This window comes from Rhizobium sp. Root274 (assembly GCF_001429245.1).
Lineage (GTDB): Bacteria > Pseudomonadota > Alphaproteobacteria > Rhizobiales > Rhizobiaceae > Allorhizobium.
Genome location: NZ_LMJE01000011.1, coordinates 1 through 13,088, shown reverse-complemented (window position 1 = coordinate 13,088; position 13,088 = coordinate 1). Strand labels below are relative to the sequence as shown.

Genomic DNA, 13,088 nt, shown 5'->3' with positions numbered 1-13,088 from the left:
CAGATGTTGTCGGCTAGCACCGGTGGTGCGAGATCGTCGGAACGAGATGGGTATCAGTTGGATTGAGACGGCTGACCAAAGCTTGGCAGTGGAGAGCCAAACTCGGGCGTCGCGCTTGGCGAGGGCGGCTGCTCGCCATTGTCATCAGCTTTAGGAGCTCCGAAGGGAGGCGTGGGAGTTCCGAAAGGGTTCCCCTCTCCAGAACCGGGCATTGGGACATTCAGCTCGATTTCAGCTGGATCCACGGCGGCAGGTCCCGACTTATAGTGAGTGACTAGACCCGGGAAAATCAGCACGATCGCCACCATGAACAACTGGATTGCCAGGAACGGCAACGCACCCATATAGATTTGGCCGGAGGTTACGGGCTGAACGGTCGCTCCAGTCACCTTGTCTTTGTAGGCCCTGGCAGGTGCAACAGAGCGCAGGTAGAACAGCGAGAACCCGAACGGTGGATGCATGAACGAAGTCTGCATATTGATCGCGAGCATTACGCCGAACCAGATAAGGTCGATGCCAAGCGCGTCGGCGACTGGCGCCAACAGCGGTATGATAATGAAAGCGAGTTCAAAGTAATCGAGGAAGAAGGCCAGAAAAAACACCAGCAGGTTTGCGACGATGAGGAAGCCGATCTCTCCCCCAGGTATTGAGGTCATCAGGTGCTCAACCCAGATGTGACCGTCGACGCCATAGAAGGTGAGAGAGAATACGCGCGCGCCAAGCAGGATGAAGATCACGAAGGATGATAGTTTGGCTGTAGCGTACAGCGCTGACTTCATCATGGGCATACTAAGGCGACGGTTCCCCGCAGCGAGCATGAGCGCACCTACCGCCCCCATCGCTCCGCCTTCGGTCGGCGTTGCAAGACCAATAAATATTGTGCCGAGGACGAGGAAGATCAGCACGAGCGGTGGCACAAGCGATGTGATCACTTTACGAGCCATTTTCCAGCCACGCAGTGCGCGGGCCTGTGGAGGCAGCGCTGGAACACTTGCCGGGTAAATGAACGACATCAAAATAATATAACCGGCATAGATCGCGACGAGCAACAGACCGGGCACCAGTGCGCCTTGGTACATGTCACCGACAGAGCGGCCGAGCTGGTCTGCGAGAATGATCAGTACCAGCGATGGTGGGATGATTTGAGCCAGGGTCCCTGACGCTGCAATTGTGCCAGCGGCTACACGTCGATCGTAGCCGTAGCGCAGCATGATTGGAAGCGAGATGAGGCCCATTGAGATCACTGAGGCTGCAACAACGCCCGTCGTCGCGGCGAGGATCGCACCTACGAAGATGACCGCAAATGCAAGGCCGCCTCGAACGGGGCCAAACAGCTGACCAATCGTGTCAAGCAAGTCCTCTGCCATGCCGCTTCGCTCCAGGATTAACCCCATGAAGGTGAAGAAGGGAATGGCCAACAGTGTTTCGTTCGACATCTGACCGAAGATGCGGTCCGGGACGGCACCGAAGAGGTTAATGGGAAGCAGGCCCATTTCGATCCCGATGAAGCCGAAGACGAAGCCCACAAAAGCCAGTGAGAAGGCCACCGGATATCCCATCAGCAAGACCACAATCAGGGACAGGAACATGATGGGTGCGAGGTTTTCTGCAAAGAAAGCAAACATCAGTCGTGCCTCCAATCAGAACGTCTTGGCTTCGGCATCCGCCAAAGCCACTGCATCGGGAGACGCGCCGGTGAGGATCGCGATACGCTTGATAAGTTCGGAGACCCCTTGAAGCGCCAGAAGGCCGAACCCAATGGGAATCAGCGCCCATGCCGGCCATAGCAGCAGGCCGCCGGTATTGTTGGACACTTCGCCACTCTGAAACTTGTCTATAGCGATCGGTAAGGAGAGGTAGATCGTGATCAGACAGAAAGGGAAAAGGAAGAAGAGCGTACCAAGAATCTCGATCCAGAGCTGACGCTTTCGCGATAGCTGCCCGTAGACCAAATCGACCTTCACATGTTCATTGCTCAGCAAAGTGAAGGCTGCGCCGATCAAGAAGACGGCCGAAAAAAGATACCATTGCGCTTCAAGCCAAGCATTGGAGCTGAGATTGAAGAGTTTGCGTGTGACGGCATTGACTGCGCTGATAACCACCGCCGCGAGTATGAGCCAGGAAACCGATTTACCGATGAACGTGTTGACCGCGTCTATCGCGCGTGACAACGACAAGATGCCTGCCATGATGAATATCCTCCCGAGCCGGCACCTCAGCCGGCCATGAAGGAAATGCTTAAGTTCCGGCCAGAGCCTGAACAAGATGGGTGCGGTCCCGAAGTATTGGAGCCTACCCAGTAGTGGGTAGGGCGAACGTCAGCAGGCCCGCCGGATCAAACCGCTATCGATGGCGTATCGGGTAAGGCCGGCAGTTGTCGAAATTCCCAGCTTCTTTTTTATATTCTTGCGGTGTGTCTCGACGGTGGCTTCGGAGAGAGACAGTGACTTCGCAATGTCACGATTACTTTTACCGGAGGCCAACTGTGTTAAGACATCATGCTCACGGGTGGTAAGTGGATGCGTTGACCCAGTTACCCTACGCTCCGTAAGTACGTCGGCGACCCCGGATGAGAAGTAGGTTTTGCCAGCAGCAACCGTTTTGATGGCCGTGACGATTTCATCGGTGGACACATCCTTGAGGATGTACCCCGACGCACCATGCAGGACTGATGCAGAGATGTATTCGCGACTATCATGCATCGAAAGCATTAATATGCGGCAATTCGGAAGTCTCGCCTTGAATAGCTCTATCGCTTGGATCCCGCTGAGCTTAGGCATATTGATATCGATCAGGACTACAGCCGGCTTGGTCTGGACGGCAACCTCTAAGCCAGTCAGCGCTAGGCCCGCTGTTCCAACGACTTTGATATGCTCGAATGTATCGAGTACAGCACGCAGGCCATCCAGAACGAGTGGGTGATTGTCGATAAGAACCACATTGATAGGATGAACTTCACTCATGCCGCCTCGGTCCGCTCGTGGCCATCTGCGTTAGCCGAGAGCGGCAACATAGCAGTGAGCACAGTCCCCCCGGCATGACTCCTGACCAACAAGATCCCGCCAAAATGGGCGATGCGCTCTTGCATGTTGCGCAATCCAAGCCCGTTCTGATGCCGCCCCCTGGTCTTTCCTGCACTCTCTTCAAATCCGTTACCGTTGTCGCTGATGGTCATTCTAGCGCGACCGCGCTCACTCCATAGCCGAATGCGCACTTCAGAGGCGCCGGAGTGGCGCTCCACGTTGTTTAAAGCTTCTTGTGCCACACGATACAACGCCGTACTCGCCTCAGCCTTCAAAAAGTCTCTGCCGGGCTCGGCTTCGAGAATCGCAGAGATGCCCGTCCGCTCAGAGAAATGGCCGATTAAGGCCGTCAATGCGGCCGTGAGGCCGAGGTCGTCGAGCGCCGGTGGGCGTAAATCGTGTGACAGCCTGCGGACCTCTTTGATTGCATTGTTCAATGCCTCGACCCCGTTTTCGATGGCATAGGCGGCATCATCAGCATGGTGACGGACCTTGCGGCAAGCAAGGTCGATTGCGTAGCGTACGCCAACAAGGTTCTGCGAGATGCCGTCGTGAAGTTCCCGAGCAAGTCGCGTTCGCTCTTCCTCCTGAGTGTTGATGACACGCTGAGTCAAGGCCTTCAGTTTACCGTCCGCCAGGCGCCGTTCACGAACGGTCACCATCATACAGGTAGCGAATACGATCATGACCGCCGGCACCGCAATGAGCGCGACAACCACGAATGTGTCGCGAATCTTCTCTCGTAGATCCGCCTTGGCCGCCGCTGTTTGTGCGAATACATCATCTAAATAGACGCCAGTGCCCAGCATCCACTCCCATTTGTCCAGTCCCATTGCGAACGACAGCTTGTCGGCTACCATTGCGGAAGAAGGCTTCTCCCATTTGTATTGGTAGAGACCGCCGCCCTCTTTTGCCTTCTGGATGAGGTTTGCAATCACGCGGTTGCCGTCAGGATCTGTGAGATCAAACCAGTTTTGGCCCAATCTAAACGCCTGGCGCGGATGCACAACGTTGTTCCCGTCGTAGTCATATACAAAAAAATAGCCGTCCTTCCCGTAGTCCAGCGAACTCAAGATATTACGCACCCGCGCCTTTGCAGCCTCATCATTCGCATCGGCAGACGCATATACCTCTTCGATCGCAGAGCGGGCGAGATTGGTCAGGTTGAGGAGCTCAGTCTCCTTCGCATTCAGCATATTTCGCTCGAACGTGTCGATACTGCTCTGCGCAAGGCTCGTGGCCTGCCAGGTGATGAAGGAGGTGATGGTAAGGATGGCTATAACGAGAGGTACGATCGCAAGAGCAATGATTTGATGACGAAGGTTCACAGCTTTATCCCCGGGGCAATTGGCCGAACATCAGGTTAAAGGCAATAGAAAGTCCCTGCCGTGCTTTTGACAAGCTAGAGATGTTATCGGCCGACATACGGCGGACGGTTTTTGAACGCATTTTTTGAGCACGCCCCTACTACGACACGCGGGTATGCGGCCATGTGCTTATGCCCGCATCAGGCCTCGACCACGTTCTCAAGCCCAATGCGGTCCCAGATGTTCAACTAGCACTCCGAGTGCCGCTTGAGACGGCATTATGGCAACGCACCTCCACCGATAGAGAAACTTGACCTATTTTCACTCTTCCCTGTCACTTCGGTGGTCACAAACTCAACTTCTGGGCCAGCTTCTATGGAAATATTTGTCCGGTCAGCATGGCTACTAGCTGTCGCCTGACTCGAATGCCACTCTGGAACAGTATTATCAGATTGTCCGCGTATTTTTCCAATTCAGGAGAAGTGATCTCCTCACCGCGAGCGCTACAGATCTCTACCAGAACACCCTGCAGAAGCGCCAGATCGTCGGGTTTGAGGGATGCTTTCAGCTTTTCGGCGACCACTTCAATCATCGGCCGTCACGAGGAAGCAGGGCTCGATGAGCGAGCACAAAAAAAGGATATTTCTGTTCAAATATATTTCTCCACGGTCGCTTGAGGATGAAGTTTGCACTGGTTGCTTGGCCTGAAGGCCTCAGACCTGTTAGAGCGGCGAAAGCGCACTGGAGCATAGAAAGGTCGAGGTCATCTGCACGGGCTCGAAACATCTCATCTGCGTATCCTGGAATGAAGGGAAAAAAATGCTGCGCAAACGGGCGTTCTGCCGCTACACCGTGCCACCAAGCGATCCCTCCAGAGTCGCGAGCTCGTGCCCACCAGCCATCAGATCCTGGAGCTGTTCTGCGGTGATTTCTCCGCGCAAGGCCGTACCGAGTGTTTGCCCGCGATTAAGCACTGTGAAGCGATCGCCTACGGCCATGGCATGGCGCACATTGTGGGTGATGAACACTATAGCGATGCCCTGCTTGCGAACCTTGTCTATCGTTGCCAGCACGTTAGCGGTCTGTCGCACGCCGAGCGCAGAGGTGGGTTCGTCGAGGATCAGCAGTTTCGCTCCGAAATGAACGGCGCGGGCGATGGCCACCGTTTGGCGTTCGCCACCTGAAAGGGTGCCTACCGCCTGGTTGGGGCCGCGCAGGCTGATGCCCATGGCGCCCATTTCCTGCATCGTGATACGGTTGGCGTATTCATGATCGAACATGAGGCGCTGCATTCCGTCGGTTTGCCGTCTGATGCCGCCAACCNGATTTCTTGAGAGCTGTTGGATGCCGTTTCGCGCAAGGCTTCTACTTGGCGACGGTCTGGCGCTCGCCGCCTGAAAGGGTGCCTACCGCCTGGTTGGGGCCGCGCAGGCTGATGCCCATGGCGCCCATTTCCTGCATCGTGATACGGTTGGCGTATTCATGATCGAACAGTTTCAGTGGTCCGAACTTGCGGATCGGCTCATTGCCCATAAAGAAGTTGCGACTGACCGACATCAACGGGATCATCGCCAGATCTTGATAGACCGTGGCGATACCGGCCTTGATTGCGTCGCGCGGATCGTCGAACTGCATCGGCTCGCCTTCAAAAAGGATCGCGCCGCTTGTAGGTTTGTGCACCCCCGACATAGTCTTGATAAAGGTCGACTTTCCGGCGCCATTGTCGCCGAGAAGGCAGTGGCATTCGCCGGGGAAGATGTCGATCGAGACACCGGCCAGCGCGATTACTGCGCCGAAATGCTTTTCGATACCGCGCATCCGGATGAGCGGCGCGCGGCTTTCGGTGCGGATAGAGCTCATCTCAGCGCTCCCCTGTTATGATGCGGCGGATATAGGTGTTGAGAATGACGGCAAACAGGAGAATAACACCCAGGAACACCCGGAAGAGGCTGCTCTCAACCCCTGCAAAGAACAATCCCTGCTGGACGACGCCAAAGATCAGCGCGCCGAGCGCTGCGCCAAGGACCGACCCGTAACCGCCTGTTAGAAGCGCACCGCCGATAACGACAGCGATGATGGCTTCAAATTCCTTGAGCAGACCACGATCGGCCCCAGCGGAGCCAAACTCGAAAACCTGGCAGGCGGCAAAAACCGAGGCGCAGAAGGCCGTGAACATGAACATCAAGATTTTCACGCGATTGACCGGCACACCAACATAGCGTGCGGCCTGGGCATCACCACCAGCGGCGAAAATCCAATTACCGAAGCGGGTGCGAGTCAAAAGGAAATGGCCGATGGTAATGAGGGCCAGCGCCCAAACGATGAGCATCGGAAGGCCGTCGACAACAGGCTGGCCCTTAAGGTTGCCGCGCTCGAAAACGGTCAGGACACCAACCTCGCCGAGCCAGGTAAAAAGTGGCTGGCCGATCTTGCCGCCGAAAACGGGGGCAAGCCAGTCGCCCTCGGCCGCCTCACGAATGCCGCCGATAATGGTCTTGCGCTCGAACGTCTGCGGCAAAAAGATGGTAAACCCGCGCAGGATGAAGAGGGTAGCAAGCGTCACGATGAAGCTCGGCAGACCAGTACGTACGACGATGTAGCCATTAAGCGCACCCAGCCCCACGCAAATGATGAAGGTTAGTAGGATCGCCACCCAAACCGGCCAGCCGAGCGTGACGCTAAAAATGGCGATGGTCATGCCGGCAAAGCCAATCATCGAGCCGACGGAGAGATCGAATTCGCCGGCGATCATCAGCAGGCAGGCGCCGACGGCGATGATCATGAACTGGGCCGAGACGATGGACCAGTTCAGCACGCCCTGGGCATTGAACATGCCGCTGTCATAGGCAAACAGAGCGAAAAAGGCGAAGACCGCCACTGTCCCGACCATGCTGCCCAGTTCCGGCCGTATCAGGCTGCGCCTGAAGGCCGACATCGTTTTGACGCGCTCGTCGGTGTGCGCACTGCTATTCATGAGCCAGTCCTATCATGTGCTGGAGCAGGCAGGCCTCAGCGTGGGGCTTGCTTGAATGATACAGCGGCGAAGACCATGCCTTCGCCGCGTAGACGTTTGATCAGCGGTATTCGCCCGCAAACTCTTCGACTTTGGCCAGGGCTTCCTTCGTGACAAAGCCCGGGCCGGAGTTAATGTTGTTGCCCGGCAGCACGCCGTAGCGATCATAGTTGGTCAGGATCACAACCGGCAGATAAGCCTGCAGGAAGGGCTGCTGGTCGATGCCCCACTTGATCGTGCCATCCTTGATGGCCTTGACGATTTCGGTACCCAGATCGAAGGTCCCGAAATAAAGCGAGCCGGCCGTACCCATTTCCTGCAGCGCCTGGATGGTCGGGTCTGCCGATGTCGGCCCCAGCGTTAGAACGGCCTGGGTATCCGGATTTGCCGTCAGGTAGGCTTTGACGCGGTTCTTGATTTCGGCGGGGTCCTGGCCGGCATCGATCATGCTGTCGCCCAACTCGATGCCGAGACCGTCGGCAAAACCGCGGCAGCGCTCGGCAACGACGGTATTTGAAATCACATGGTTGACGCAGACGAAGGACTTGATCCCGTCGCCTTTGGCGCGTATGCCGGCAGCGAGACCCGCATCATATTCAGGCTGGCCGACAAACATCAGCGCGCCCACTTCGCGGGTCTGCTCTGGTGTACCGGAATTCATGATAATGACGTCGATACCCTGATCGACAGCCGCACGGATGGGCCCCGAAAGAACATCAAAGTCAGCAAGCGTGGTGATGATGCCGTCGGGATTGGATGCCGCGGCCTGTTCGATGATGCGGGCCATGTCGGCCAGGTCACCAGTCGGCGGATTGCGATATTCCACCGTCACGCCCATCTGCTTTCCAGCCAGCGCAATGCCGTTCTTGATGGTGTTCCACCAGCTGTCGCTGTCGGGCGCATGGCTGACGAGGATATAGCGTTCTCCCTCCGCAGAAGCGGTACCTGCGATCATGCAGGGTGCGGCAACTAGGGTGGCGACCAGTGCGAATGTTCTAGTCAGTATTGTCATTGTTTCCTCCCAGAGAATGACGGATGCAGCGCAAGAACAATCAAGGCCACGCCCGATGATCAGACTACACCAAACTATGAAGTTTGCAACCGGTTGCAATTGTTGCCGTCTGAATTGATGCTGCGCGTTGTCCGTTCCTGCGATAGAAAAGGCAGCTCTGAAAGGATGAGATCATGCCACCTACCCTGAAGGATGTTGCAGAAAGAGCCGGCGTGTCACGTTCGGCCGTATCGCGCACCTTTACTGAGGGCGCCTCGGTTTCGCCAAGGACTCGCAAGAAAGTGGAGAAGGCGGCGGCCGAACTCGGTTACAGCCCGAACGCGCTTGCCTCGAGCCTCACCACTGGTCGCACCAAGCTTATTGGCCTGGTGTCGAACAACTTCCATAATCCCATATTTCTGGAAGTGTTCGACCTTTTCACCCAAGGCCTGCAGGAACGTGGTCTGCGCCCCCTGCTCGTCAACCTCTCGCACGAGATCGATCCGGCAAGTTCAGTTCGCATGCTGCGGCAATATTCGGTCGATGGCGTGCTGGTTGCCTCCTCAACACTGCCGCCTGGCTTTTCACTCGCTTTCCGCGATGCTGGCATGCCTGTCGTGCACAGTTTCGGCCGGTATTCCTCCTCCACGCAGGTGCATGTCGTTGGAATCGACAATGTCGAAGCCGGACGCCTGGCGGCGCGGGAACTTTTGGCACGCGGCTATCGCCGCATCGGCTTTCTCGGCGGACCGGAAGCAGCCACCTCGACGCAGGACCGATTGAAGGGTTTCAGCGAGGAATTGGCAGGCCACGCGCGGGTCAGCCTGCAGACGTCATTTGCCGATGCCTACAGTTTCGAGGCAGGACGCCGCGAGATGCAGCGCCTTTTGCGGTCAAAGCCGGCCGAAGCCTATTTCTGCGGTGACGACGTCTTGTCGATCGGAGCGCTCAGCGCGGTTCGCGAAACGGGGCTTAAGGTGCCCGAGGATATCGGGATCATGGGGCTCAACGACATGGAGATCGCCGGCTGGGCGAATATCAACCTGACGACGATCCGCCAGCCGGTGCGCCAGATCATCGGTTCGTCTATCGAACTGATCGTCGCCATGCTGGACGATCCTGAACGCTATCCAGAGGCCAGACTTTTTCCCTGCACCTTTGTCGAACGCGGCACACTCAAGCCCCGCGCATAGGGGAGTTTTTCCAAAACGCATCGGCAACCGGATGGAATTGGCGGGCCGGCATCGGGGCCGGCCGAACCTGATCAGCGGAACATCGGGGGACGTGCATCCATCCATGCGCCCATCTTCTTGCCACTTTCCGCGACCGCAAAGACGGCGGCCATCGAGCGCAATCCGTCCTCTGCTCGCGGATAGAGATTGGCGGCAGGATCCATCGCCCGTCCCTCTTTTCCGGCGCGGATTGCCTCGGCGAGGTCGGAATAGATGTTGGCGAAGGCAAGCGGCATGCCTTCGGCATGACCGACTGTCACGCGGCTGCTGCGATCTGCCTCGGGCGACAGATTGTTTTCGCCGCGCTCGATAACCTGGAGGCGCTGGCCAAGAGGCATCCAGTAGAGCTGGTTCGGTTGCTCTTGCGCCCAACGTAGCCCGCCCCTTTCGCCAAACACTTGCAGCGTCAACCCGTGCTGGCGGCCAATCGCGATGGACGAGGTCCAGAGCCGCCCGACCGTGCCGCCGCTCATGCGGAAATTGACCATGGCATCGTCTTCCAGAACGCGGCTTTCGATGCAGGAGACCGTATCGGCAGACAGGCGCTCCACCTCCTGCCCTGTGACAAAGCTCGCCATGTGCATGGCATGAATGCCGCAATCGGCAAACTGCGCCGAGACGCCCGCCTGGGCGGGGTCATAGCGCCAACGCACCCGAGGGTTCTCGGCATCGGCCGCATCGGCGTGGTGACCATGGGCGAACTCGGCCTTGACGAGGCGGATGCGTCCGAGATCGCCCCGGGCGACCATGGCCCGCATGTGACGAACCAGCGAATAGCCGGTATAGCCATAATTGACCGCGCAGATCCGCCCGCTCGCCCGGGCGATCTTCACGATCTCCTCGCCTTCCTCGACGGTCATGGTCATCGGCTTTTCGCACAACACATGAAAACCATGCTCTAGAAAGGCCTTGGTGATCTCGAAATGCGTGGCGTTCGGCGTGGCGACGGTGACGAGATCGACGCGATCGACACGATCCTTCTCGCCGGCAAGCATCTCCTTCCAGTCACCATAGGCTCGCTCCGGCGCAATGCCGAGACTTTCGGCAAAGGCGCGCCCCTCGTCGGCACGGTGGTCCAGTGCGCCTGCGACAAACTCGAACTGCCCGTCCAGCCCTGCGCCCAGTCGATGCGCCGGTCCGATCTGGCTGCCCTTGCCGCCGCCGATCATTCCCCAATTCAGTTTCGCCATTATGCCCGTTCCTAGTTGAAGCCGATCGATTCAAGATATTCACGATTGAGTCGGGCGTCATCGACGGGGCGCACATCGAGAGTCGGATCGCAATCCTGCTCGACAGTGCACCAGCCGTTGAAGCCGGCATCAAGCAGCACCTGGCGCACGGCCGGAAAATCGACGTCGCCYTGSCCGAGGTTGCAGAAGATGCCCTGGCCGCAGGCYTCGTAGAAGCCGGTGCGGTTTTCGATGGCGCGAGCCTTCACCTGCGGATYGATATCCTTGAAATGCATATAGGAAATCCGGTCGATRTGCCGTTTCATGAAGGCSACGGGATCAAAGCCCGCAYAGGAATGRTGGCCGGTATCGAAGCAGATYTTCAGCACGCTTTCGTCGACCTCGTCGAGAAGCCGTTCCAGTTCGGGTTCGAAATCGATGAAGCCTGCCGCATGCGCATGAATGCCGACGGTCAGGCCGTATTCCTCAAAGCCGATGCGTGCCGATGTGGCGATCCGGTCGCGAAAGGAAGCCCATTCTGCTGTGTCCATCTGCTTGGCCTCACGGGCGCGGCCGGCGGTGGGCGCCCGGCGCGGGCTGATGCTGTCGATTAGTACCAGATGACGTGCGCCATGGGCGACCAGCGCCTTGCAGGTGCGGTGCGTGGCATCGAGAACATCGTCCCACGCCCCCGGATCATGATAGGGGCGGAACACCACGCCGCCGATCAGCTGCAGGTCGAGTTCCGCCAGGGCCGGGCCTAGGATGGCCGGATCTTCCGGCATGAAACCGACCGGGCCGAGTTCGATGCCCTTGTAGCCGGCGGCCGCGCAGTCCGCGAGCACGGATTGCCAGGTCGGGTTGCGGGGGTCGGAGGCGAATTCCACACCCCAGGAGCAGGGCGCGTTGCCGATACGAATGGACATATCCGGTGAAACCTTTCTTTGGATCAAGCCTTGCCGACATCCTGCCAGCGTTTCGCGTCCGAGGAGGCCCAGGCCGCCTCGACCACCTCCAGCACGGCAAGGCCGTCGCGGAAGGTCGGCCAGATGGACTGGCCGGTGTCGATGGCCTGCAGGAAATCGCGGGCCTCGATGATGATCTGGTCCTGATAGCCGGTGCCATGGCCGGGGCCGAGACAAAAGGACTTGTAGTCGGGATGGGCGGGGCCAGTCAGGATCTTGACATAGCCGCGCGTCGCTTCTGGCCCTTCCGCCCTGTAGAGCCAGAGCGCGTTCTGATCTTCCTGGTCAAAGCGGATCGCACCCTTCGTGCCGGTGATTTCATAGGCATAACCCATCTTGCGACCGGTCGCGATACGGCTGAAATGCAATTGCCCCATGGCGCCATTGTCGAAACGGCACATCATCTGGGCCTGGTCGTCATTGCTGACGGCGCCGCCCGGGCGCGTGCCATGTACGGTCTCGATCTCGGCGATTAGGCTCGTAATCGGCCCGACCAGTGCGAGCGCCGCGTTGATCATGTGCGGCGCGAGATCGCCCATCGTGCCATTGGCCCGGCCCGTAGTACGCCATGTCGCGGGAGCCTGCGGATCGGCGTAGAAATCTTCCGTGTGCTCGCCCCGGAACCAGGTGATGACGCCGATTTCGCCGGTAGCGATCAGCTGCCGGGCAAATTGGCTGGCGGGGGTACGGATGTAGTTGTAGCCGACCATATTGACGGCACCTGAGCTTTGCGCAGCCGCAACCATGGCTCTTGCATCGGCAAGGCTCGCTCCCATGGGTTTTTCGCAAAAGACGGGCTTGCCGCGCGCAAAGGCTGCCTCGGCGATCTCGCGATGGTGCGACTGGGGGGTGGCGATGACAATGGCCTCGACCTTCGGATCACTCACAAGGTCGCGCCAGTCCGCTGTAGCGCGGGCAAAGCCGAAGGTCTGGCAATAGGCCTCGGCCGAAGCAGGCGTGCTGGCGCAGATCATCTCCAGCTGCGGGCGTAAGCGCGTATCGAACACCGCCCCGACCGAGGCCATGGCGACCGAATGCGCCTTGCCCATGTAGCCGCCCCCGACAATGCCGATCCCAATCTTTGTCACTTCGCACCGCCTCGTTTAAAAACTATTTGCAACCGGTTGCAAATTTTGTATCGTCAGATCAGGTTTTGCACAAGATGGTTTTGTGCGGAACCTGAAGATTATGCGCCATGCAAGGAACAGGCTCGCCATGACTGAAGGCACGATCCGGCTGACAACAGCACAAGCGATCATCCGCTATCTGGAAGCACAGTTCATTCAGATCGACGGGCAGGAACATCGCCTATGTGGCGGCGGCTTCGGCATTTTCGGCCATGGCAATGTGACCTGTCTCGGCGAGGCGCTTTATCCGCTGCAGGCCGA

At 58.2% G+C, this 13,088-nt stretch carries 11 protein-coding genes and 2 pseudogenes; 1 reads left to right on the top strand and 12 read right to left on the bottom strand.

Features of this window, described 5'->3' with window-relative positions; all coding sequences use genetic code 11:
• Positions 1–53 precede the first annotated feature (53 nt).
• From ASE36_RS20470 to ASE36_RS20430, 9 genes and pseudogenes are all read right to left on the bottom strand, one after another.
• On the bottom strand, positions 54–1,625 hold the full coding sequence (locus ASE36_RS20470) for a TRAP transporter large permease (RefSeq protein ID WP_062284573.1): 1,572 nt from the start codon (positions 1,623–1,625) through the stop codon (positions 54–56).
• A gap of 15 nt (positions 1,626–1,640) precedes the next feature.
• On the bottom strand, positions 1,641–2,189 hold the full coding sequence (locus tag ASE36_RS20465) for a TRAP transporter small permease subunit (protein ID WP_062284571.1): 549 nt from the start codon (positions 2,187–2,189) through the stop codon (positions 1,641–1,643).
• A gap of 129 nt (positions 2,190–2,318) precedes the next feature.
• Positions 2,319–2,963, bottom strand: a complete 645-nt coding sequence (locus ASE36_RS20460) for a response regulator (RefSeq protein WP_062284568.1) — start codon at positions 2,961–2,963, stop codon at positions 2,319–2,321.
• Positions 2,960–4,351: a cache domain-containing protein gene (locus tag ASE36_RS20455; RefSeq protein ID WP_062284565.1), complete on the bottom strand. Its 1,392-nt coding sequence runs from the start codon at positions 4,349–4,351 to the stop codon at positions 2,960–2,962. Before ASE36_RS20455 ends, ASE36_RS20460 begins: the two co-directional genes overlap by 4 nt.
• 352 nt (positions 4,352–4,703) lie before the next feature.
• A complete protein-coding gene (locus ASE36_RS20450) occupies positions 4,704–4,922 on the bottom strand; it encodes a hypothetical protein (protein ID WP_062284563.1) in 219 nt (72 codons plus the stop codon).
• Between the two features lie 253 nt (positions 4,923–5,175).
• Positions 5,176–5,653: pseudogene (locus ASE36_RS20445) on the bottom strand (ATP-binding cassette domain-containing protein); the annotation flags it as partial.
• 60 nt (positions 5,654–5,713) lie between these two features.
• Positions 5,714–6,148: pseudogene (locus tag ASE36_RS20440) on the bottom strand (ATP-binding cassette domain-containing protein); the annotation flags it as partial.
• A gap of 43 nt (positions 6,149–6,191) precedes the next feature.
• The gene (locus tag ASE36_RS20435; protein ID WP_062284561.1) at positions 6,192–7,304 is read right to left on the bottom strand and encodes an ABC transporter permease; all 1,113 of its coding nucleotides are present in this window, start codon (positions 7,302–7,304) and stop codon (positions 6,192–6,194) included.
• A gap of 100 nt (positions 7,305–7,404) precedes the next feature.
• Positions 7,405–8,355 carry a sugar ABC transporter substrate-binding protein gene (locus ASE36_RS20430; protein WP_062284559.1) on the bottom strand — a complete coding sequence of 317 codons (951 nt, stop codon included), beginning with the start codon at positions 8,353–8,355 and terminating at the stop codon, positions 7,405–7,407.
• 173 nt (positions 8,356–8,528) lie between these two features.
• On the opposite strand from ASE36_RS20430, the gene ASE36_RS20425 reads away from it, so the two are divergent.
• A complete protein-coding gene (locus ASE36_RS20425) occupies positions 8,529–9,527 on the top strand; it encodes a LacI family DNA-binding transcriptional regulator (protein ID WP_062284557.1) in 999 nt (332 codons plus the stop codon).
• Positions 9,528–9,598: 71 nt separating this feature from the next.
• Here ASE36_RS20425 and ASE36_RS20420 read toward each other — a convergent pair whose 3' ends face one another.
• The 3 genes from ASE36_RS20420 to ASE36_RS20410 are packed head-to-tail and all read right to left on the bottom strand — an operon-like array spanning position 9,599 to position 12,788.
• On the bottom strand, positions 9,599–10,756 hold the full coding sequence (locus ASE36_RS20420) for a Gfo/Idh/MocA family protein (protein ID WP_062284555.1): 1,158 nt from the start codon (positions 10,754–10,756) through the stop codon (positions 9,599–9,601).
• 11 nt (positions 10,757–10,767) lie between these two features.
• Positions 10,768–11,661 carry a TIM barrel protein gene (locus ASE36_RS20415; protein ID WP_062284552.1) on the bottom strand — a complete coding sequence of 298 codons (894 nt, stop codon included), beginning with the start codon at positions 11,659–11,661 and terminating at the stop codon, positions 10,768–10,770.
• A gap of 23 nt (positions 11,662–11,684) precedes the next feature.
• Complete coding sequence (locus tag ASE36_RS20410) at positions 11,685–12,788, bottom strand: Gfo/Idh/MocA family protein (protein ID WP_062284549.1); 1,104 nt, start codon at positions 12,786–12,788, stop codon at positions 11,685–11,687.
• Between the last annotated feature and the right edge of the window lie 300 nt (positions 12,789–13,088).